Annotated in this window: 15 protein-coding genes; 8 read left to right on the top strand and 7 right to left on the bottom strand. The window is 71.7% G+C overall.

Annotated features, from left to right (window positions below; translation table 11 throughout):
• The first annotated feature begins 19 nt into the window (after positions 1–19).
• Positions 20–982, top strand: coding sequence for a hypothetical protein (locus ACQPZ4_RS13580; protein ID WP_433059887.1), 963 nt, complete (start codon positions 20–22; stop codon positions 980–982).
• A gap of 3 nt (positions 983–985) precedes the next feature.
• Here the strand turns inward: ACQPZ4_RS13580 and ACQPZ4_RS13575 are convergent, their stop codons facing one another.
• The 3 genes from ACQPZ4_RS13575 to ACQPZ4_RS13565 form a co-directional block, all read right to left on the bottom strand.
• Complete coding sequence (locus ACQPZ4_RS13575) at positions 986–2,131, bottom strand: DUF1996 domain-containing protein (RefSeq protein WP_433059884.1); 1,146 nt, start codon at positions 2,129–2,131, stop codon at positions 986–988.
• A gap of 41 nt (positions 2,132–2,172) precedes the next feature.
• Positions 2,173–6,429, bottom strand: a complete 4,257-nt coding sequence (locus tag ACQPZ4_RS13570) for an NACHT domain-containing protein (protein ID WP_433059882.1) — start codon at positions 6,427–6,429, stop codon at positions 2,173–2,175.
• Between the two features lie 157 nt (positions 6,430–6,586).
• On the bottom strand, positions 6,587–8,245 hold the full coding sequence (locus tag ACQPZ4_RS13565; protein ID WP_433059879.1) for a hypothetical protein: 1,659 nt from the start codon (positions 8,243–8,245) through the stop codon (positions 6,587–6,589).
• Positions 8,246–8,317: 72 nt separating this feature from the next.
• On the opposite strand from ACQPZ4_RS13565, the gene ACQPZ4_RS13560 reads away from it, so the two are divergent.
• The 3 genes from ACQPZ4_RS13560 to ACQPZ4_RS13550 all read left to right on the top strand — a co-directional run bounded on the left by ACQPZ4_RS13560 (position 8,318) and on the right by ACQPZ4_RS13550 (position 11,498).
• Positions 8,318–8,950, top strand: coding sequence for a hypothetical protein (locus tag ACQPZ4_RS13560; RefSeq protein ID WP_433059876.1), 633 nt, complete (start codon positions 8,318–8,320; stop codon positions 8,948–8,950).
• A gap of 63 nt (positions 8,951–9,013) precedes the next feature.
• On the top strand, positions 9,014–9,817 hold the full coding sequence (locus ACQPZ4_RS13555; RefSeq protein WP_433059873.1) for an SAM-dependent methyltransferase: 804 nt from the start codon (positions 9,014–9,016) through the stop codon (positions 9,815–9,817).
• Positions 9,818–9,845: 28 nt separating this feature from the next.
• Positions 9,846–11,498, top strand: a complete 1,653-nt coding sequence (locus ACQPZ4_RS13550) for a putative bifunctional diguanylate cyclase/phosphodiesterase (RefSeq protein WP_433059870.1) — start codon at positions 9,846–9,848, stop codon at positions 11,496–11,498.
• 2 nt (positions 11,499–11,500) lie between these two features.
• Here the strand turns inward: ACQPZ4_RS13550 and ACQPZ4_RS13545 are convergent, their stop codons facing one another.
• A complete protein-coding gene (locus ACQPZ4_RS13545; RefSeq protein WP_433059867.1) occupies positions 11,501–11,842 on the bottom strand; it encodes a CU044_2847 family protein in 342 nt (113 codons plus the stop codon).
• A gap of 87 nt (positions 11,843–11,929) precedes the next feature.
• On the opposite strand from ACQPZ4_RS13545, the gene ACQPZ4_RS13540 reads away from it, so the two are divergent.
• The 4 genes from ACQPZ4_RS13540 to ACQPZ4_RS13525 all read left to right on the top strand — a co-directional run bounded on the left by ACQPZ4_RS13540 (position 11,930) and on the right by ACQPZ4_RS13525 (position 19,273).
• Positions 11,930–13,834, top strand: coding sequence for a trypsin-like peptidase domain-containing protein (locus tag ACQPZ4_RS13540; RefSeq protein ID WP_433059864.1), 1,905 nt, complete (start codon positions 11,930–11,932; stop codon positions 13,832–13,834).
• Between the two features lie 51 nt (positions 13,835–13,885).
• Entirely contained in the window at positions 13,886–14,869 is a 984-nt protein-coding gene (locus ACQPZ4_RS13535; RefSeq protein WP_433066505.1) for an AAA family ATPase, read from the top strand.
• Positions 14,870–14,877: 8 nt separating this feature from the next.
• Positions 14,878–18,357 (top strand): SAV_2336 N-terminal domain-related protein, encoded by a 3,480-nt coding sequence (locus ACQPZ4_RS13530; RefSeq protein WP_433059861.1) that lies wholly within the window; start codon positions 14,878–14,880, stop codon positions 18,355–18,357.
• A gap of 355 nt (positions 18,358–18,712) precedes the next feature.
• On the top strand, positions 18,713–19,273 hold the full coding sequence (locus ACQPZ4_RS13525; protein WP_433059858.1) for a hypothetical protein: 561 nt from the start codon (positions 18,713–18,715) through the stop codon (positions 19,271–19,273).
• Here the strand turns inward: ACQPZ4_RS13525 and ACQPZ4_RS13520 are convergent.
• The 3 genes from ACQPZ4_RS13520 to ACQPZ4_RS13510 form a co-directional block, all read right to left on the bottom strand.
• The gene (locus ACQPZ4_RS13520; protein WP_433059856.1) at positions 19,270–19,689 is read right to left on the bottom strand and encodes a hypothetical protein; all 420 of its coding nucleotides are present in this window, start codon (positions 19,687–19,689) and stop codon (positions 19,270–19,272) included. The genes ACQPZ4_RS13525 and ACQPZ4_RS13520 overlap by 4 nt on opposite strands.
• A 176-nt stretch (positions 19,690–19,865) precedes the next feature.
• Positions 19,866–20,675 (bottom strand): response regulator transcription factor, encoded by an 810-nt coding sequence (locus ACQPZ4_RS13515; protein WP_433059853.1) that lies wholly within the window; start codon positions 20,673–20,675, stop codon positions 19,866–19,868.
• Positions 20,660–21,823, bottom strand: coding sequence for a sensor histidine kinase (locus ACQPZ4_RS13510; RefSeq protein WP_433059850.1), 1,164 nt, complete (start codon positions 21,821–21,823; stop codon positions 20,660–20,662). The genes ACQPZ4_RS13515 and ACQPZ4_RS13510 overlap by 16 nt, the downstream gene beginning before the upstream one ends.
• Positions 21,824–21,964: the final 141 nt, after the last annotated feature.

Genomic DNA, 21,964 nt, shown 5'->3' with positions numbered 1-21,964 from the left:
TGCGCGTTAGCCTCGGGGCGTGTCCAAGCTCGAGACCCTGGGCGTGCTGGCGCACCGCGGCGGTCTGATCGCCGAGCACCCCCAGCTGACCGTCGGCGTCGTGCACGCCGTCTCCCGGCCCACCGGCCTGGAGCTCGAACTGCTGGCCCGCCGCCCGCTGGACCGCCGCACCGCGGCCGAGCGCCAGGCGGACATCCGCGCCGGGCGCACCGGTCCGCCGCCCGCCCCGCGCCGGCTGCTGCCCGCCTTCGACGAGGGCATGGAGCTGCGGGTCGGCTGGCTCGACGAGGACGGCCGCGCACACTGGGAGTTCGGGTCCTGGGAGGGCAGCAGCGGCGACTTCTTCGGCGGGTCCGAGGGCCCGAGCCTGCGCACCCGCCTGCATTTTCCGCCGCGGTACTCCCATGTGCCCGTCGTCCTCGCCTGGCCCGAGATCGGCTTCCCGGAGACCGTCGTGGACCTTCCGCTGCCGGACCGCGCCACGGTCGAGCGCGGCACCGTGTCGATCTGGGACGCCCCGCTGGACGGCCGCGAGCCCCCGGACGGGTTGACCTACCGCGCCGAGGACGCGCCGCTCGACGAACCGCACGTGGAGGCGGGCCGGGTCGCGGCGGCACCGCGGGTACTCAACCGGGAAGAGGACGCGGCCGTGGTGCTGACGCGGCTCACCGCGATCGGCGACCTGCTGGCCCTGGAGGTCTCCAGCGTGGCCAGGGGCGAGCGGGCCCGCGCCGCGAGCGCGACCGCCTTCCCGCCGCGCGATCCGACCCGGGCCCCCGGCGCCGCGCTCGCCGCCGTGCACTCCAGGTCCGCGACCTGGGCCCGCTCCCACACGGGCTCGGCGGCCGGCGGGTACGAGACCTTCGAGGCGAGCACCGGGTACACCGTGCGCCGCCCGGCCGGAAACACCCTCACGCTGCTGTCGACGTGGCCGGCCGCCGGATTGGCCGCCCGCTGCACAACGGTCGAACTCGACGGCTGAGCGCTATTTCTGGTAGCCGTTGTTGTCGCAGGTGCGCCGCTGCTGCACGCAGTTCTTCGTGCGCTTGTTCATCGTGGTCACGTCCCACACCACGAAGGCGTCCCCGTGCATCGACGACGCGGACCTGCCCTCCGGATCGGACGAGAGGTAGTAGCCGGCGGTGCTGCCCTTCACGCCGTACTGGATGTCGAACGTAATGGCGGGAATCTTCACCGGATGGCTCTTCGGGCACGCGTTGCCGGAGCCGTACGCGACGTGGTCCTTGTGGTTCGGGCTGTCCAGATGCTGCCCGTCCCAGCAGTCCGGGAACTGCAGCATGAAGTGCAGCGTCGCCCCTTCACCGCAAATGGGCCAGTTCCCGTTGGTACTGCGTGCCACTCCATCCAGATCGCCCGGCCCGTAGAACGCGCAGTAGAACTGCCCCTGCGAGCCGCGCGGCGTCGGCTGCTTCTTCTTCGCGTCGCCGGAAATCATCCGCAGCCCGGTCGGCATCGGCATCTGCCCGGCCGAGGAGTTCATCATCGACCGGTAGTAGACCCGGAACCCCGTCGTCTCCGCGGGCTTGTTACTGGCGGCGTCGTAGAGCGTCGGCACCCAGTACGCCGAATGGTCCTGCACGGGTTTGCACGAGGTGGCCGTGTACTTCTGCAGATCCGCGACCGTCGTATCGGCCTTGGTCACCGTGTTGCCCACGAAGGAATGCATGTGCGAGGCCCCGGGCAGTCCCGGCGCGACGATCGGGTCGTCGGCGAGCGAATGGCTGTACTGGCAGTCCGCCCGAAACTCCGCGAGATTCCCGACCCCGGCCGGCACCGGGTCCATGGCGAGCGCGTTGTACGCGTCGACCTGCGCCTTCCACGCCGCCTGATCGACGTTGACCCACCCGGGCGGCGCGGGCTTGACGCTCGCCGCCGTCCCGGACGCGCTCGCCGAGGCGCCCGCGGACCCGGACGGAGCCGTCCCGCCCAGCCCGGCCTGCCCGTCGTCCCACGTCGGCCCGGCCGAGGCCCCGAGCGCGTTGTCGACACCGGCGGGCTCGGCCCGGGCGTCGGACCTGTTGAGGTACACGACGGCCGCCCCCACCCCGAGCAGGACGACCACGGCACCGGCAATCAGACTGCGCTTGTTCAGCAGCGCGGTGAACGACACGGCGGGAATCGTAGGCGCCCCCGGGACGGGGCCCTAGTGATCTAATTGAGCCTTAAAGAATCGGGCCAGCCCGCGTTCGTCTCGCACCGAAACCGCTCGATGGCATGCCATGCGCGGTCCGGCTGGGTGGCGAGGTCGGCCCGGGCGTGCGCGAGCTGGTCGATGCTGCGCGAGCCGAGCAGGACGGCGGGCGACGCCACCCCGCCGGCGAAGAACCGCAGCAGGGTCGCGCAGTGGTACAGGTACACCCGAACCTGAAGCCGCAGGTGAGCGTCGCACTCCGGCTCGTCGACGCCGGGCTCGTGGTGCGCGAGCCGCTCCAGCCTGCCGGGTTGCCGTGTCGGCGCTTCGAGGATGCCGTTGAGCCAGGCGACGACGGGGCCCGGCTCGGGCTCCTTGCGCGCGGCCGCCTCCTGCAGTTTCGCGGAGATCACGCGCGCGAGGTCGCGCTCGATGAGCTGGGCGGCGATCTCCGGCAGCCGGTCCGGCCCGCGGCTCGACTGCAGGGCGGCCAGGTCCAGCACGGCGCGGAAGAGGTCCCGCGGAATGCCGCCGGACAGCGCGTGGCACAGCCACAGGAACGGGTCCGGCAGGCCGATGCCGCGCGCCTCCAGCATCGCCTGGAGGTCGCCGAGCGGCAGGCAGGGCGCCGCCACGATCTTGTCGAAGGCGCTGTCGAACGCCGTCCGCACGCCCAGGGTCCGCCGGTCGTACGTCGACATCGCGTCCTCGGAGACGGCGACGAGGAAGAACGTCCCCCGGATGCCGAACACCGCCTTGAGGTCGTTGAGGAAGCGCTCGGCGTCCTCCGGCGTGCTCATCTTGTCGAGCTCGTCGATGGCGACGATGATGCGGTTGCCGTACGGGCGCCGCTCCAGCGCCGCCCGGTCGAGCAGGTCGCGGAAGCGCGCGACGAGCTCGGGGTAGCTGACCGCGAGCTCCTTGCGGGTGTGCTGGCCGGTCAGGCCGACCTCGAAACCGCTGCCGGGCACGCCCAGCTTGCTGGTGTACGTCTGGGACACGGACGACTCGTACTGCAGCGTGCGCAGGTGATCGGCCGCGGCGAGCTCCAGCTCCGTCGGCGCCGGGCGCCGGCCGTTGCCACGGACCGCGAGCGCCGACCACAGGACGCCGCCGAGCACGAGGAGGGCGCCGATGACGAGCAGCGGTACGCGCGGATGGTGCCACCACCCGGCCAGCTGCGCCCACCACTGCGCGCCGGCGGCGAGCGCGAGCCCGGCGGCCACGGCGGCGACCGGCAGCCACCGCACGCGCCGGCCGGTCCGGCGGGGCGGGGCCACCGCGCTCGCGCCGTCGAGCACGCGCAGGCACACCTGGGTGAACAGGTGCACCAGGAACTCGCGCCGGTCGTAGCTGGTCGGGGCCGGCTCGTAGATGATCAGATCCTTCGGCGACGCGCCGAACTCCACGGTCGCGAACCGGCGCAGCAGCGTGGTCTTGCCGGCGCCCCGCGCGCCGCTGACCCCGATGCTGGCGCTGTCGAGGCTGCTGAGCAGCCACTCGATGTCCCCGGCGGCGGACGTGGGCACGATCTGGTCGGCCTGCAGGATGCCGCCGAGGTGGGACGGGTCCAGCTTCGGCAGCGCGGTGACCGGCGCGGCGTCCGGGTGCTGCCGCTTCTCGTCCAGGAGCTTCTCGCGCAGCTTCGGCATGATGCTCCCGCGCGTGAGCGTCGCCAGCCAGTCGTTGCGCGCCTGCACCGCGGCCTCGTAGGGCCGGCCGGTCCGCGCGGCCGAGGGCGGCCACTGACCGGCGTCGTCGGAGCGCAGCCGCCGGACGTCGTCGGCGTGCGGCCGGACGGCGGTCAGGGCCAGGGTGAACACCGGCACCGCCACCGCCGCCGCGAGGGTGACGCCGCCGAGGGCGCCGCCGGCCAGCTCCGGCAGCCGCAGCAGCCAGGCGAGCGCGACGAACAGGCCGATCAGCGACGGCCAGCGGACCAGCTCGAACGGCCGGGCCCGCGGTCCCTGGGCCTGCTGCCGGCCGAGGTGGACCTGCAGCACGATGCCGAGCACGGCGGCGACCGCGACGACGGCGGCGGCCAGGGCGACCCAGTCCGCGGGCAGGAGCAGGTAGCCGCAGCCGGCGGCGGAGACGCCGGTCGCGATGCGCAGCAGCAGGAGGTAGACCGGCGCGGGCCGGGACCACAGCGGCCGCTCGAAGGCCGCGGCCAGGCGCTCCCGGGCCTTGTGGAACCGCAGGTACTGCTCGTTCCCGGCCTCGGCCGCGTCGGCCGAGTTGTCCTGGATGATGTCGTGGGTCAGCCGGCGGATCTGGTCGGTGCGCGGCCGGCCGCCGCCGGCGCCGATGAACGCCTTCACCTCCGGCATCGCCAGGACCCGGTCGGCGATCTCCGGCTCCGCCCGGCAGATCAGTGCCGCCGGCCCGCCGGAACCCCAGGCGTCGGCCTCGCCGGCGAAACGGCGCCGCACGAGCGGATGGACGAAGCGGTACGAGCCGCGCTCCTGCAGCAGCACGCCCGAGCCGACGGCCCAGGTCAGGAACTCCTCGAAGTCCTTGGGCAACAGCAGCCGGCCGGCCAGCCAGCGGCGGGCCCACTGGTACTGCCCCCAGGCGCTGCAGTCCAGCAGCACCACGGCGAAGACGGTCACCGCCAGCGCGATCGGCGGCCCGGCGGGCACCGTACCGGCGGCGCCGAGCCAGGTCACGCACGTCACGGCGGCGACGGCGGCGACCGTCGCGGCCCGCAGGAGCGCGGCGCGCAGGTCGTCCAGCCGGGACTGCCCGTGGTCGGCGGAGGCGTCCGCGCGGCGCAGCCCGAGCCCCGCCCGGCCGGCGACCACGGCGCCGAGCACGCCCACCGCCACGGCCCGGCGATCCAGCGCCGCGGGCGCCACCGCGCCGCGCTCGGCCAGCGCGGCCGCCGCCGCCACGGCGAATCCGGCCGCGCCGAACCAGGCGACGCGGGCCGCGGCCAGCAGCGGGCGCGCCGGCAGCCGCGTCGGCGCGTGGAACCGGGTAAGGCCGGTGCGGGCGAGGGCGGCGACGATCGCGACCGCGCAGGCGGCGGCCGCCCACGGACGGCCCGTGGCGACGCCGACGTAGGCCGCCGCGGCCACCAGCGCGATCCAGCGGGGCCAGCCGACCACCCAGACGATCGACGGCCGCAGCCGGACGAGGTCCGACCAGACGAGCTCGGCCCGGCCGTTCACCGTCATCATGGCCGCGATCGAGGCCAGCCAGCGCCGCCGGTCCGGGTCCCGGTCCGCGGACAGCGCTTCGAGGGCCCGCTCGATGACGCGGCCGGAGGACCCCGCCCGGCTCGCGTCCTGCCCCTGCTGCACCAGCTCGGCCGGGTCGCCGGCAGTGGCGTAGGCGGCATGGGCGAGCGTGGCCATGAGCGGCGACGCGAGCAGCTGGGCCGTCCGGCCCTCGGGGTGCGCGCACAGGTCGTCGAGCACGGGCTGCCAGGCCGCCTCGCGGTGGTCCTCCTTGGCCCGCACCTCGAGGTAGCCCCGGACGTCCTGCGCGGACAACGGCTCGGCCTCGAGCACGGACTCGAGCCGGATCCCGGCCGGCAGCTGGGCGTACTCGCGGGTCCCGTAGGTGATGACGATCGGCAGCCGGGCGCTGCCGCCCTGGCTCAGCTGCCGGGCCGCGGCCTCCCGCAGCGCGGCGGGCAACTCGTCGAGGCCGTCGAGCACCGCCACCACCCGGCCCGACGTCACGAGCTCGGTCGCGGCGCCGACCGGCACCTGGTACGCCGTGGTCAGGTGCCGGGTCAGCCACGCGGTGAGGGTGTCGGCGAAGTCCCACTCGTTCGACCGGACCGGCACCGGCACGGCGTCGCCCGGTTGCCAGCCGGCCAGCAGGTGCCCCATCACGCGCCAGGCGAGCTCGGACTTCCCGGACCCGGCCGTGCCGAGCAGGGCCATCCGCGGCTCGGCCAGGCCCCTGAAGTGGGCCGCCGCGGCCTCGGCGTCCCCGGCCACCGCGCTGTCCGAGGTGTCCCGCCAGCGGAGCCGGAACTCGTAGGTCCCGGCGTACCTGCGGCTGGGCGCGGACTTCCGGACCGCTTCGGCCAGGTCGGCCGCGGCCCGCTCGACGTCCGCGTCCGGGTCCGGCGGGTCCGGCTCGCGGGTGCTCCACAGCCGGACCGCCAGGCCGAAGGCGACCGTCACCGCGGCCGCCGCGAGCAGCCAGGCGACGCCGGGGAACGGCAGCACGGGCGCGGCCAGCGCGACCAGCACGCCGACGACGAGCGACGCGACGATCGACGGCAAGGAGCGCATCGAGCCTCCGACGGTGATCATCATGGATGGTCACCGTCACGCTATTGCGCGGCTACCTTCGGTAGGATCGGTCGGATGCCCGGACCTTCCGGCATCGGCGGCATCGGCGCCGGACGATCATCCGGCCGTTTCCCGCGTTCGGGCACGCGCGGCCGACCGGACGAGCCGTGGTTTCCGGCCCCTACCGCTGCGCGCGGACGTCCCAGAGGCGGACGCCGCCGATGAGCTGCCCGGGGCCGAACAGGTCGTCCAGGAGGGCGTGCTGGGCGGCGAAGGCCCGGTCGGGCGGGCTGATGATGATCGCCGTGTGCCAGTACGCGAGGTCGGCCCGCGCCGCGCCGCGGTCGGCGTCGGTCACCGGGCGCGGCGCGCGCAGCAGGCGGTCCAGTGCGCGGGCCGGCGGTCCGACCACGGCGTGGTGCCCCGTGACGCCGCCCTCCGGGCCGAGGAAATACCCGTGGGAAAGGCGCATGTCGAGGCCCGTGGCGGTCGACCACGACAGCGCGGTCCAGTGGTCGAAATCGGCGAGGGGCACGACCAGTACCGAATCCTCGGCCTCGACGTAACCGCGCCAGGCGCCGCTGGAGACGAAGGCCGGAATGGCCGGGCGGTCGATGACCGGCGTGGGCGTCGGGGCGGCCGGCACGAGCACCGCGGCGACGAGGCCGACGGCCAGAATCCGCGCCGGGAAACGGCACCGGGCCACGGCCAGCGCGGCGATCGGGGCGAGGCACCACGTCAATGCCTCGCCCATCCGGGTCGGCAGCAGCGTGTCGAACAACGGCAGCTTCGCGAGCAGCGCATAGGGGCCGGGAATGCCGGTCGCCCGGCCGCGGACGGTGAGTTCGGTCCCGAACGACAGGACCAGGAACACGGCGCCGGTGATGGCCAGGGAACGGACCAGGCGGTCGCGCCACTGCCACACCACGAACGCGAGCGCGGCGAGCATCAGCGGCCAGCCGAGATGGGCGTGCTGTTCGGCGGAGAATCCCGGCGCCGGCGGGAATTCGCTCCACCGCACGGCGACCGAGGTGCGCGAGAACGAGCCGACGCCGAGCAGGTCGGTGTGGAAGGTGGTCATCTGGTGCTCGCCGCCGCGGTACGCATTGGTGCCGAAGAACTGAAACCACAGCGGATAGGCCAGCACGACCAGCGAGATCGCGGCCGCCACGCCGAGCCCGGGCAGCATGGCCCGCCAGCGCAGGCCGCGCCGGAACAGCAGGAACACCCCGAGGGCGAGCGCGGTGATGAACAGCGTCTCCTCGTTGATGAAGACCTGCCAGACGACGAGCGCGGCCAATGCGATGCCGTCGCGGAGGTACCGCGGTGCATCGAGCATCTTCACGACCCGCCACGCGATGACGGGCACCAGGAACTGTGCGGCCAGGTTGGGGTGGAAGGTGGCGTGCCCGACGACGCTGGGCGCGAATCCGCCGAGCAGCCCGCCGACCCAGGCGGCCGGCCGGGAGTCGACCACGTGCCTCGACAGGAGCCAATACCAGGCCGCGGCGGTACCGCTCAATGCCAGCACGATCAACACGTCGAACGCGATCCCGGGGCCGAACAGCCAGGTGACCGGGGCCATCGGCACGCCGAGGCCGTACTGCGTCGTGTTCGCCATCGCGTTGACCCCGACCGGCGCGTTCATCCGGTCGAGCAGGAACGGATTCCCGCCGTGGCCGAGCAGCCGGGCCGCGAGCGCCAGATGCCATTCCGCCTGCATGCGATCCCCGGGCGTGTACGGCAGCCGCTGCCCCGGATGCGCCAGCAACCGCCCGCAGACGAACAACGCGGCGAGCACGTAACTGCCAACAGCGAGAAGATCGGCCCGGCGAAGCACGCGCGAGTTTAACAGCGCTCGTGCCGCTTTCCCGGCAGCGTGCGGCCGCGCATCGGCCTACCGTGCGCTGGCATGCTGACCGTTGAGCAGTACCTGGCGAAGGAGCGCATCGGCCGCCGCCTGCTGGCCGGGGCGCTGGGTCTGCTTCTCGTGACCCTGATCGGCGGCGTGATCGACGCCGCGCCGGTGTCGATGGGGATCGCCATCGCCGCGGCGATCGGCTCGTACGTCCTGTGGGTGCCCGGCGCCCTCAAGATCGCGGCGGCACCGTGGCCGATGATGGCGAACTTCCTGGGCTTCCTCGCCCTGGCCATCGCCACGCTGTTCGCGCCGCGGATCCTGCTGCTGGAGCGCCTCGGGGTCGAGCGCGTCTGCGTCGTCACCGCCATCGACGCCGGCTCGCCGCTCAACACCAGGACCGGCACCCGTACCCGGTCCAACAAGGTCGCACTTGACTGCCCTGACGGCCGATTCGAGATCGGGGGCGCGCACCTCACGCCGAGCACGGGCGAATCGGTGCCGGTCACGTTCGACGTGTTCGGGATCGCCCGGCCGGAGCTGACCTCGGAGCTGCCCGAATCGACGTGGTGGATCTGGCCGGCGACGTGCGTGCCGATCGGGCTGCTCGCCTGGCACCTGGCCACGATCCCGCACTGGCGCCGCCGCACGCTGGCGCGTCTCGCGGAACTCGAAGCCGGCGCTTGACTTTGGGGCCATGTGGCCACACTGTGTACCCCGGCAGATATCGACAAGCGGTAAGGTACGGCGATGACGCGACCGGAATGGGCCCCGGAAGGCATTGACATCAGCGTGCCGAACGCGGCGCGGATGTACGACTACTCGCTCGGCGGCTTCCACAACTTCGCGGTCGACCGGGAGATGGTCGAGAAGGTCGTGGCCATGGCGCCGAACGCGCGCCAGATCGGCCTGGCCAACCGCGCGTTCCTGGGCCGCGCGGTGCGCCACCTGGTCGCGGGCGGCGTGCGGCAGTTCCTCGACGTGGGCTCCGGCATCCCGACCCTCGCGAGCACGCACGAGGTGGCGCAGCAGGCCGACCCCCGGGCCCGGGTCATGTACGTCGACATCGACTCGGTCGCCGTCGCGCACGGCCGCGCGATCCTGGCCGACAACCCCAACGCCGACGTGATGCTGGGCGACGTGCGGACCCCGGACGACATCGTGCGGGACCCCGCGGTCAGCGGGCTGCTCGATTTCACGGAGCCCATCGCGGTACTGCTGATCGCCGTCCTGCATTTCGTGCCCGACGCCGACGACCCGGCGGGGATCGTGCGCCGGTTCCGGGAGGCGGTCAAGCCCGGCAGCTTCGTGGTCGTCTCGCACGGCTCGCCCCCGCCGCAGCGGGAGGAGGACGCCGAGAAGGTCAGCAGCGTGTACCAGCGGACCTCCACGCCCCTGCACCTGCGCAGCGCCGACCAGATCCGCGCCCTGCTCGCCGGCCTGGAGATCGTCGAGCCGGGCGTGGTCCCGGTGACCGACTGGCACCCCGAACCCGACGACGCCGGCACCGAACAGCGCCCCGAAGTCCTGGCCGTGGTGGGTCGCAAGCCGTAGTGCCCATTGAGATGTATCGTTAGGGCCTATGAGACCGGAACTCCAGGCGTTCACCCGCGCCTGGACCCGGGTCATCACCGATCACACAGTGCTGCGGCACAGTCGCAGCGAGGTGTACGGTCTGCTGGAGACCTTCGCCCGCCACATTGACGCCACGCTGCGTGCCGATCCGTTCACGCCTGAGCCGGCCCGCCGCATCGGAGCCGACCTCGTCGTCGCCGGCCTCGCCACGCCCGAACTGCTGGGCCGCACCACGACCCTGATCGGCCGCCACTTCGCCGCCGCCGACCACCTGCCCGCGTTCCTGGGCGCGCTCATCACCGGTCACACCACGGCGCTGATCGACCAGACCGTCGCCGCGCAGGAGGAACTCCGCCGCGCCGAACTGCGCCGCGACGCCGCCCGCTTCGGCCTCACCGACCTGCCGGACCGCGCCGCCCTGCTGAGCCGCCTGCGCACCGCCCTGTCCGCCCCGCAGTCCCGCGTCGGCCTCTGCCTGCTCAACGTGGACCGGTTCCGGACCATCAACGACAGCCTCGGGTACCGCAGCGGCGACCAGGTCCTGCGCACCGTCGCCCACCGCCTGGGCCGCCTGGCCGCCGCGTCGGGCCACTTCGCCGCCCACCTGGGCGCCGACTCGTTCGCCCTGCTCATGGCCGGCACCACCGGGCCCGACGAGGTGACCAAGGCCGCCGACCAGGCCCTCGCCGCGATCGCCCACACCTTCCCGATCAACAACGGCTACCACCTCCCCATCGGCGCCAGCGTCGGCGTGGTCGAACGCCCCGGCGCCGGCACCGACCCCGCCGCCCTCCTCGGCGCCGCGGAACGAGCCCTGGAATGGGCCAAACGCGAACGCCGCGGCCGCTGGATGGTCTTCGACCCGGACCGCGCCGCCCTAGAAGCCGCGCGGCACGCACTCAGCGCCGAAATGCCCGACGCCCTGACCAGAGGCGAGTTCATCGTGTACTACCAGCCGCTGGTCGACCTCGCCGGCGGTACCGCAGCCGGAGCAGAGGCCCTGGTCCGCTGGCGCCACCCGGTCCACGGCCTGCTTGCGCCCGGCCGCTTCATCGACCTCGCCGAGCACACGGGCCTGATCGTCCCCCTGGGCGAAGCGGTCCTGCGCCAGGCCTGCGCCCAGGCCGCCGCGTGGCGCGCCCCACTGTTCGTGAGCGTCAACATCGCCGCCGCCCAGCTGCGCCGCCCCGGCCTGCCCGCGATGATCAGCGCCATCCTGGACGAGACGGCCCTCCCGCCGTACCGCCTCCAGCTCGAGGTCACGGAAAACGTCCTGCTGGACCCGGAAATGCTGGGCACGCTGGACGACCTGGCCCGCATCGGCGTGCGCATCGCCCTCGACGACTTCGGCACCGGCACCTGCCGCCTGGCCGACATCAGCAACCTGCCGGTCCACACGTTGAAGATCGCGGCGTGCTTCATCGCCTTCCTGCGCGACGACCCGTACGCCGTGACCGGCCCGGACCGCACCGTCCTGACGTCCATCATCAACCTGGGCCGCGACCTGGACCTGTCGGTGACCGTCGAGGGCATCGAGACGCCCGACCAGGCGCGGCGGCTGCTGGAGCTGGGCTGCGACACGGGGCAGGGGTACCACTGGGGCCGCCCTCAACCCGCGGAGAGCATCACCGACTTCTCCGCGGGCGAGGCCGGCATCTAGGCCTAGGGCGACGTCGGAGCCAGCGCGCCATTCTTCCACACCGCAGTGACCTTGACCGATGCCTTGCCGCTTATTCCGGCGAGCGCCGCAACCACGCCTCCCGAGCCGAGCGAGAACTCGATGCCAAATTCGACGCTCGCCTCATCGGGCCGCAACCGCTCCAGTCCCGCGCGCACATTCGTGGTCACGCCGTTGAGAATCTCGACGAAGCCCTCGATCGGCAGCGACGCAGCGATTCCGATGTCCTGAGGGCTGTCGGAGAGAGATTCGGCCTTGAGCCAAATCTCCTGGCCGTCTGGCAGGGTCGCCCGGACGAGTTCCGCCGGTGGGGATTCGAGCTGCACGCGGTACCCCTTCCACTCTCACAGCTCCGAACGGAGCGTGAGATTCGATGTTCGGACAGTGCCATTCCAAGAAGCGTCATGATAGGCATGAGCCGCTCCGACGAATCGATTGGGCGGGGAGGCTCGACGACCTTGACTAGTGGCGCGGTTCAGCAGCTCATCCGCCTCGTCGAGCAGTGCATGGTCTTGGTAACCGGTGGCGGGCGGGACGGCCGCAGCATTGGCAGCGGAGTCCTGGTCGCCCCACGCACGGTACTGACGTGCGCGCACGTCGGATTCGCAACGGCCGCTCAGGACATCACAGTGACGTGGCAGGGCTACGAGTACACCGCCGAGGTCGTGGCGGCCGGGCGGCCGGCGCCGGGCGGACTCTGGCCGTATCCCGACGTCGCCGTACTCAAGGTTCACGACCTCGAGCGGCACCCGTGCGCCGCGCTGGGGGAGTACGAGCCGCGGCTGGGCGCACCGCTGCATGCCGTCGGCCATTCACAGATCTATGAGCGTGAACCGCGGCTCACCACGGCAATCGGCACCTACGGCGGACATCAGGAGTTCCAGGGCGAGATGCTCTGGCGGTTCATCGGCGACGAGCTGGCTGCCGGAATGTCCGGCGGGCCGGTGCTCGATGTCGAGACTGGACTGGTCTGCGGCATCACGAAGACCTCGCGCGCCCGTGAAGGCGCACGGGGCGGCCTGCTGCTGCCGGTACAAGCCGTGAAGGAACTCGATGGCGGTGCGGCGGTGTCGCTCTGGCGAAAGCACGACGTATTCCACGCCGACATGCCGCAGTGGCCGAACCTGCGTCAAGAGCTTGAAACTGAGCCGCTCGGCCGGACACTCGGCGTGCTGACCGCCCGCGAGCATGCCGATCTGCTGGCGCTGGTGGCCGATACGCCGGCGCCTGATCTCATCGAACTGCACGAATGGTGCACCGGGCGGCGCGGGCTGCGGTTCGATGAACGCTGCACGCTGCTGCGGGATCTGGTGAGTGGACTCGCTGATCTGATGCAGACGCCCGGCCAGTTGCACCCGATCATCGTCCTGGCCGGAGTGCTGGCCCGGCAACCAGGTGTGCATCCGGCGGATGCGGCGATTCTCGAGCAATGGTCGGTACGCATCGCGTCGCGTATGGGCGAATGGGACGAACTGCAGGAGTGGCGCCGCGAGGCGCAGCGTGACATGGCGCGGTCCGGGCCGGTCGGGGTCTCGCTTATCAGCCAAATCGCGCCGAGCCGGCTTGAGCCGGGCCGGTACCTGCTCACCGTATGGTTGCGCCGCGACCCCGGCGAAGTTCAGGTAATTCACAGCGATGAGGGCGCAGGGGCCGATTTCGACGCCGTCCGTGAGGTGCTGCAGGGTGTCCTGCGCCAGCAACTGGCGATTAGCTCCGGCCCGGTCACCCTGGAGTTCGTGACGCCGCCGGAACTGTTCGACGAGCCGTTCGACGAATGGCGGCTCTGGCCCCGCCGCCAGTGGGCCAAGCTCGGCTCACGCCATCCCGTCGTCCTGCGTGACTTCGACCGACTCGACGATCCGATGGAACGCGAGCTTTGGCGGCTGCGCTGGCGGCAGCTCCGCGACGACACCAGCGTCACGTGGATTGACTGTGGAGACCGTCGCTCGTACACCGCTTGGGAGGGTTGGTTCCAGCAGCACCGGGACATCACCGTGCTGGGACTACCCGAGATCACTACGGGAAGTCCGGCACAGGAGGCTCTCGACGTCGCGCTATTTGCTGGAGTGCCCGTCGTGCTATGGCGTCGCGGCCCGTGTGAGCACGGCGACGCGGAGTGCCCCAGTCGGCGCCTCCGGGGCAGCTTCGAGCTACACCGGCGCGACGATCAGAGCGCTTTGCCGGAGTTCGTACGCGTACTGCGCAGTCAGACGATGCAGGATGACGCCCACGCCTGCCAGGGACTCGTTTTGCTTTGGGATGACCCCGACAGCGCCCCGGCGCCCGATCCGGTATTGACCCAGCCGCGGAAGGTGTGACACCTCGATGCCCATGCCAGGTACGCGACGCGGAAGACTGGTGATTTGACCGTGTCCGAGTGGACGATATTCCGGGGAGACGGCCGCCATAGGTCCTGGCGGATGCCTCCGGCGCCGCCGTGGCGGGTCTTTGGTGCCGGCCCTGCCCTGCCATCCGAATGGGATGAGGGCGATGCCGGCCACCGACTCGGCGATGTGACGCGAGCAACGACGTACCAGTCCGACGCCGATCAGGTAGAACTCGTCAACGCCGCGCTGTACCTGCGCCGGCCGCTGTTGGTGACCGGCCGACCGGGCACCGGTAAGTCCACGCTCGCGTACGCCGTAGCCCGCGAGCTGGCTCTCGGCCCTGTACTGCGGTGGCCGATCACGAGCCGGTCGACTCTGCAGGAGGGCCTTTACCACTATGACGCCATCGGTCGGCTGCAGGATTCGAACCTTGCCGCCGATGACGCGCGGCGGCAGCTCGGTCGATACCTGCGCCTCGGGCCGCTTGGCACTGCCCTTCTGCCGTACGAACGGCCGCGTGTGCTGCTGATCGACGAGGTCGACAAGTGTGACATCGACCTGCCCAACGACTTACTGAACGTGTTCGAGGATGGCCGGTTCGATATTCCGGAGCTGGCCCGGATCGCTGACGTCGACCCGGTAATCGAGGTTGGCACCGCCGACATGGTTGGTTCCGTCCCGGTTCGCGGCGGCACGGTGTTGTGCCGCGAGTTCCCGCTCGTCATCCTCACCAGCAACGGTGAACGTGAATTCCCGCCAGCGTTCCTGCGCCGTTGCCTGCGGCTGGAAGTCGCCCAGCCCGACGCTGAGCGACTGACGCAAATCGTGAACGCGCACTTGGGCGCCGACGTAGCGGCGGCGACCGGCGACCTGGTGATGCGGTTCCTCGCCCGCCGCGAGCTCGGCGACCTCGCGACCGACCAGCTACTCAACGCCATATTCCTCACGTTTCACGCTACTCGCGCAGACGGCGGCGACCGGGAGCGGCTCGCCGCCATCGTCATGCGTCACCTCAACACAGGCTGAGCGGCGCGATGACCAACCCGCTGGACCGGCTCGACCTGCTCCTGCAGTCGATAGGCATCGAAGCGCTGCCACGGGAGTTGGCCGAGACGGTATGGCTCGCTCGGCACCTTGGCGTCGATCAGGCCGGCCCCGTAGCTGCTGGAGTGCGGATTACCGGTCGCGCCGCGGTGCAGCCGCGTGCGCCGGGCACCTCAGGTGTGAACAACCTGCCCTGGCAGGGGCCTTCGGCGCCGCCAGCGCCGCGAGCAATGCCCGTGGCAATCGAACCGGAACCTGAACCGTCGCGTATCGGCCTCGACGTCCCGGCGACCCGCTCGGCGACGACGGTCGAGGCGGTGCCGCTGCGCGTGGCGGCCGCCGATGCTCTCCCGCACGCCCTCGCCCTCCAGAGGGCCCTGCGGCCGCTGGCCCGGAGGGTGCCGGCACGACGGGCCGAAGTCCTGGACGAAGCCGCCACCGCGCACCGTATTGCCGAGGAGCGGCTCAATCTGCCGGTACTGCGCCACGCCCCGTCCCGATGGCTCGACCTGGCGCTGATCGTCGACGGCTCGTCGTCAATGGCCGTGTGGTCGGCGCTGATCTCCGAGCTTCGCAGCAGCGTGGAGCGGCTTGGCGCGTTTCGCGATGTCCGCTGCTGGCGCCTGGACGAACACGAGGGCGTCACCGGGGTAAGGCCCCCTGCAGAGGAACCGGCACTCGGTCGGCTTCGCAGTCCCGGCGAGCTCATCGATCCCGCCGGCCGGCGGCTGTTCATAGTCGTCAGTGACTGCAGTGGACCGGCTTGGCACGACGGCAGCGTGGCCGGTGCCATCGGACGGTGGGCATCCCACGGGCCGGTCGGGGTGGTCCAGGTGCTGCCGGAACGTCTCTGGCACCGTACCGGACTGCCCCCAGTCGGCGGACGGCTGCGTGCGCCGCGACCGGGCGCGCCCAACAGCGACCTGATGTTCACGGCGCACCGACGGCGCCGGTCCGGCACGGCGCCGGGCACATTGCCGGTCCCCGTGATGGAGCTCAGTCCGCAGTGGATGAGGCGCTGGGCCCTGATGGTGGGCGACGGCCGGGCAGTAGACGGAGCGGTCGCCTTCGTTCGCCCGGGAGGCGGTACGACGCCGGACCCGGTGCCGGCCGCCACCACGGATGGTTCGGGCACGGGGCCGGCGTCGCTCGTCAGCAGGTTCCGTGCGTCGGCGTCGCCCTCGGCCTTCCGGCTCGCCTGTTACCTCTCGACGGTCCCGCTGCAGCTGCCTGTGATGCGTCTGGTGCAGCAGACGATGCTGCCCGGCTCAAGCTCGGCCCACTTGGCCGAGGTCTTCCTGAGTGGGCTTCTCGTCCAGCCAGATCCGGCCGACGCCACCGCATACGATTTCGGACCCGGCGTCCGGGAACTGCTGCTGCAACACATACGCGGTTCCGAGGCGCTGCAGGTGATGCATCGCGTGTCGGCCTTCCTGGAGGAACATTCACAGACCGCCGCACGCGATTTCCCCGCCGTCGCAGTATTGCCGGCGGGCGTGGGCGGAGAGCCGATGCTCATCGCGAACCGTCCGTTCGCGAAGATCGCGACCACGGTCTTCGGCCGAATGGGCCGGCAATTCTCGGACATCGCCGCGCGCCTGGCCAAGCTGGACAGTATCGGGCCTGCCTCCGGTGCGGCACACCACCCGCATGTTGAGTCCTGGCAGCAACTTGCGGCGCGGGGCGAGGCGGCCCTGCTGCGATTCGAGCGGGACGGCGAGCGGACCGATCTCGATCGGTCGCTGCAGCTGACAGCGGCGGCCTTGGCCGGCGTGGACCAGGCGGTCGAAGGACGGGTCGTTCTGCTTGAGACGATCCGCCGGGCGAAGTTCGCCAAGGCGACGTTGACGCGGGATTCGGACGACTACAGTGCAGCCGCGGCGGCGGCCGAGATACTCGCCGATGCGCTGGGAAGGGATGCCGGGGCAGCCACCCGGCGAGCCAGGGCCCTGACCGCTCAGGCGGATGCGCTGCTGGCAGCAGGCCGCGTCAGTGAGGCAGCCACAACGGCGGACGGTGTCGAGCTGGCGTCGCTCCAGGACGAGGCATCGACGATGGTCCGCGCCAGCGTGCTCGCCGTCGGTGCGCGCTGCCTGGTCGCCGGGAGCCGGCCGTCGGAGGCGCTGGAGTCGGCCGGCGCCGCCGTGCGGGCCATCGAGTCGTTGCCGGACGACCTGCTCGGGCGCTCGTCGGAGATCTATGGCGCCGTACTGGAGTCGTGCGCGAACGCGCTCATGGCCGTCGGCCGGCACCGTGAAGCGGTGCGGTACGCCGAGCGGGCGGCCGTTGTCACGCGGCGACTGTACGGCCGCCGCCTGCTACTGGCCGACCGTCTCAGCCTGCTCACCGATCTCATGCTGACTGTCGGCGACAATTCGGGAGCTGTCGCACCAGCGACGGAGTCCGCGCAGATCGCCCGCACCCTGTTCGAGCGGGACCCCGACACCTGGGCTCCGCGCCTCGCGTCCGTCCTGGAGGATCTCGGTCAGTGTCTGCGGGGAAACCTGCAATTCGCCGGTGCTGAGGATGCGTTCGCCGAGCGCGTGCTGCTATGCCGGCGGATGCTCGGCACAGGCGAACAATCGCCTGGCGATCTCGCCATGGCCCTACGCGACCTCGGCAACGTTCGCGTGGAGCGCGCCCGGGTGCCGGCCGCGATCGAAGCCTACGAGGAGGCGGTCGAGTGCTGGGCAGCCGTCGGCCAGCACGACGCTGCTGCCCGCGCGATGGTGGCGGACCTGCGGCTGTGGACGGCGCACTTGCTCAGCTCGGCCGGCCGCTACGAAGAGACGATCGCGGCGTGCCGGCAGGCATTGGCTCGACTGGACATGCGCCCTGGCGCGGCGCATGAGGCGCGTGGCAACGTCGCTGTCGCGATGTTCACGCTGGCACACGCCTACCTGGCCATAGATGACGTTCCGGACGCGCTGGTGTTCGCGCGGGAATGTGCCGTCCGCTACCAGGCACTGCGAGGTGACGGCGCCGACTACGTGCAGCGGGACTGCGCTGGTGCGCTTGCCCAGCTCGCCTCGATTGAGCGACGCACGGGCGACCTCACCGGCGCCATCCGCCATCAGGAGGAGGCCGTCGAACTGTACAAAGCTTTGAGCAACTGGGACGAGCCACAGACGATGGCCGACTATGCCGGCGCCACCGGCAATCTCGGGGTACTGCAGGCCGAGGCCAGGAACTACACCGGCGCGCTGATGTACCTTGCGCAAGCGATCCAGATGTACGGAAATCTGCATCGGCATTCGGCCGTTCGTCACGACGATCTGGTGGCGATCCTGCGGGTCGAGGAGGGCCGGGTCTATGAGCAGCGCGGCGAGCTGGCGCAGGCTCGCGCGAGGTATAGGCGCGCGCTCGAGTGGTACCAGGATTCAGGCGTCAAGGACGATCGGCTACATGCAGCGCTCGACCGATTGGCCGCTGATCTGGGTCTTCCGCCAGTTGATCTGCCGGGGCCCTGACGGGGCTGCCGATATCCAGGTCGGATCGGTCGATGCTGGACACGAAGCAGGTCAGTGGAGTTCAGGAAAGTTGCGCGTTCGGCGCGGGCAACGGGGCCGTTCGCAGGTACTGGATCTGGTCTTGGCTCAACTCGACCGCGGGCGATCTCGCACTGGCGGTGGAGCGGGGTGGCCGCCATCACGGCCTGGAACTCCGCCCGCCATGCGGTGGCATTTCGCTCGGCGGCACGGCCCCGTGCGCCGTCCCGGCGCGGCGGCGCGCATCGCAGTCTCACCTGCTTCGCGGGTGAGGCCGGGCACCATCCCGCAGGGCTAGCGTGCCAAGGAGTAGCCACGGGAAGGGAAGGGGAACATCGTGATGCGCGATGACAGCTCGATCAACCCGATCCGCTCCAGTACGCCGCCGCAGGCCGCGCCGACCACGCCTGCGATGCCGCCCGCGCCGACGACCGGGCCGCCGGCGCAAATGCCGCCGCCGATGCCCGACCAGCAGGCGCAGCAGACCCAGCAAGCCCCGCAGCAGCCGATGCAGACACAACAGCCACCGGCGCAGCAGGGCACGCCGACGCAGCAGGGCACGCAGACGCAGCAGGGCACGCCGACGCCGACACCACAGCAGGCTCAGCAGTCGGCGGCCAGGAAGCCGTCAAGTGGGCTCTGGGATCAGGGGAAGAAGGAGCAGTTCCAGCAGCGCTGGTTCAACGAGGTGCAGACGAAGTTCGTCGAGGATCCGCCCGGCAGTGTGGCCGATGCCAAGCAGCTCATCGACCAGGCGTTGCACGAGCTCAGCGACAACGTGCACGCGCAGGAGGAGCGGGTCGCGGCCGGTCAGGCGAATCAGAGCGACCGCACCGAAGGGCTGCGCGACGAGGTGAATCAGTACCACAAGCTGTTCGACCGGGTGCTGAACGTCTAGGCCTCGAACGAGTGCTCGTGCTCCTCGCAGAAGCGCTTGAAGCCCTTCAGGTTCATGTGCAGCCGCTCGTGCAGCATGGCCTCCGGGGCGGCGTCGAACAGCGGGACGAGGACGTCGTCCAGCTCGGTCATGGCGGCGATGTCCGTCTGGTGGTCGCCGGCCTCGTGGAGCCAGAAGGACTCGGTCAGGGCCTCGCTGCGCCAGCGGACGAAGCGGCCCGGTTCGGTCTCGGCCAGCTCGACGTTCGCCTCGACGCGGCGGCCGCCGATGTCGAAGGTCAGGTGGCCGCCGTGGCCGGTCGCTTCGGTGAAGAGCATCGCCGACATGAAGCTGGGGTACTCGCTGAAGTGCACCAGGTGCTCGTATGCGCACAACGGCGTGACGCCGACGCGCACCTCGTCCCGTGTGACGATCATGGCAACCCCGCCTTCCCAGGAACCGTCCATTTCGACGGTACTTCGGGCAGGCCGACCCGCAACGCACGCCGGCTGGTCACACCCCCCGGGGTGACCAGCCGGTCTTGTCGATATCGTCCGGCTTCCGAGGGTGAGACCGCACTCCCCAGTCCTGGTGAGCGGGACAGGCAACCTGGTCAACAGAGGTTCAGCTCGCGCGCCCAGAGCTGCGCCGCCGTGCGCTGCGGCAGGTTGGCCGGGGCCTCCGGGTGCACGAGATGATATTTGCGGCGAATCGAGCGCAGGTGCGTGTTCGCGGTGTCGATCGAGACGTACAGGCGGCGGGCGACGGCGGCGGTGGACAGGTGCTCGCAGCCCACCAGCCGCACCACCTCCAGTTCGCGCGGGGTGAGCTGGTGCTGCTGGCGGCGGGCCACGGCGGCGGTGAAGATGCGCCGCACGGCCGCCCGCGCCTGATCGACGGTGAGGCCGCACGAGCGGGCGGCGCGATCGAGGGGCTCGCCCTGGACGAAGGCGCGCAGCACCCGCTGGTCGCCGGTGGACAGCTCGGAGCCGGCGGGCCGGGGGCGGCGGCGCAGGTCGGCGTACAGCATGGCGGCGAGCGCGGCCGAGAGGTGCAGGCCCTCGAAGTCCACGGCGCGGACGGCGGCGACGAGGCCGGCCGGGTCCTCGGACTTCTCGAGGTAGCCGCCGGCGCCGGCGGCGATCGCGTCGAGGACCTGCTCCTCGGGGGCGTACCCGGAGATGAGCAGCACCTTCCAGCGGTGCGCGACGAGCTCCTTGACCGCCTCCGCGCCGGACGCGCCCGCGCCCAGGATGACGTCGCAGACGGCCAGGCCGGGCGGGCCCGAGGCGATGCAGGCGGCCACCGTCGCGGCGAGCGGGCGGAGGGTGAACCCGTGCGCGGCGAGCAGCGGGGTGAGCACGGTGACGAGGGGGCCGGCGACCAGGCGGTGGTCGTCGACGACGACTACGGCGCCGGCCACCGCAGCTCCACCTTGGTTCCCTGGCCCGGAGCGGACGTGACGTCCCACGCGGCGCCGACGGTGTTCACGGCGGGCAGCGACGACGTGTAGCCGCGGCCCTGCGGGGTGCCGGCCGGGTCGAAGCCGGCGCCGCTGTCGAGCACCGAGATCTCCACGGTGTCCTCGGTCGCCTCGGCGAACAGGACGACCTCGGCGTCGGCGCCCGCGTACTTCAGCGCGTTCGCGAGGGCCTCGTGGGCCGCCGACAGCAGGGCGTCGGACACCTCGGGGGGCGGTTCGTGGTGCACGTACACCCGCGGGAACAGCAGCAGCCCGAGGTCCGAGAACGTGGCCGCGAGCTCGAAGACCCGCGCCTCGAAGTTGCCCTTGGCGGCGTCGGGCGAGAGCAGGGCGCGGGCCCGGATGGCGCCGCGGCGGGCGGCCCGGCGGGTGTCGCGGCCGACGCGCTCGTCGAGGGCGATGCCGTCGAAGATGGGCAGCACGCCGTCGTGCAACGAGCGCTGGAAGCCCTCCCGGTGCACGGCGAGCTCGAGGCGGCGGGCGTGGGCGACGGCGGCGGCGGTCTGGGCCGCCATGCCGCGCATCAGGGTCGCGACGGCCAGGCCGGCGACGTACCAGACGACGAAGCCGAGCACGTCGGAGCCGAGCTTCTGGGAGACGTCGGGCCAGACCGAGGCGGCCCAGGTCGCGCAGAGCAGCAGCACGGCCGCGGCCGCGCGGACGCGCAGGCCCACGGCGAAGGCGAGCACGACCGGGCTGACCAGGCTGACCGGCACGAGCTCGGTGAGCACGGCGTTGCGCTGCTCGGGCAGGCCCGCGCGGGAGCCGGCGACCATGAGCGCGACGCAGAACGCGGCGTCGGCGAAGGCCAGCAGCTGGTCGCCGCGCAGGCCGCCGTTGGTGCGGACGCGGCGCAGCACGAACAGCGCCCAGGCGGCGGTGGCGAGCAGGGCCGCCACGACGATCCACGGGCGGGGCAGGTTGCGCCATTCCACCAGCGGTACGGCCAGAAACGGCACGGTCGCCAGCCGCACGTAGGCGACCATGCGGGCGAGGCGCTGCTCGTTGGCGCGGACGATCTCCTCGCCGGACTCGTCCGGGATCCGCGACCAGTCCAGCGCGGCCCGGACTCGCTGTGTCAGCCCCATCGGGTCACATCGTGCCGTAACCGGCCGGTCACGCGGCATCGGTGCGAAGGGGGATGCATTCCGAGAACAGCAGGAACACGTTCCGGCCGTGCCTCCTCGAGGTCTCCCAGGACCTGACCCCGGGGTGGCACGGCCGGCGCG

It is taken from the genome of Dactylosporangium sp. CS-033363 (genome assembly GCF_050942475.1).
Taxonomy (GTDB): Bacteria; Actinomycetota; Actinomycetes; order Mycobacteriales; family Micromonosporaceae; genus Dactylosporangium.
The sequence above is the reverse complement of the archived record's forward strand: the minus strand, read 5'-3'. Positions and strand labels throughout refer to the sequence as shown.

What these genes read in the sequence shown, in the direction of transcription:
- ACQPZ4_RS13540 (WP_433059864.1), top strand. Translation starts at nt 11,930, where the DNA reads ATGAGCCGCTCCGACGAATCGATTGGGCGGGGAGGCTCGACGACCTTG.
- ACQPZ4_RS13550 (WP_433059870.1), top strand. Translation starts at nt 9,846, where the DNA reads ATGAGACCGGAACTCCAGGCGTTCACCCGCGCCTGGACCCGGGTCATC.
- ACQPZ4_RS13560 (WP_433059876.1), top strand. Translation starts at nt 8,318, where the DNA reads ATGCTGACCGTTGAGCAGTACCTGGCGAAGGAGCGCATCGGCCGCCGC.
- ACQPZ4_RS13570 (WP_433059882.1), bottom strand. Translation starts at nt 6,429, where the DNA reads ATGATGATCACCGTCGGAGGCTCGATGCGCTCCTTGCCGTCGATCGTC.
- ACQPZ4_RS13510 (WP_433059850.1), bottom strand. Translation starts at nt 21,823, where the DNA reads ATGGGGCTGACACAGCGAGTCCGGGCCGCGCTGGACTGGTCGCGGATC.
- ACQPZ4_RS13530 (WP_433059861.1), top strand. Translation starts at nt 14,878, where the DNA reads ATGACCAACCCGCTGGACCGGCTCGACCTGCTCCTGCAGTCGATAGGC.
- ACQPZ4_RS13555 (WP_433059873.1), top strand. Translation starts at nt 9,014, where the DNA reads ATGACGCGACCGGAATGGGCCCCGGAAGGCATTGACATCAGCGTGCCG.
- ACQPZ4_RS13520 (WP_433059856.1), bottom strand. Translation starts at nt 19,689, where the DNA reads ATGATCGTCACACGGGACGAGGTGCGCGTCGGCGTCACGCCGTTGTGC.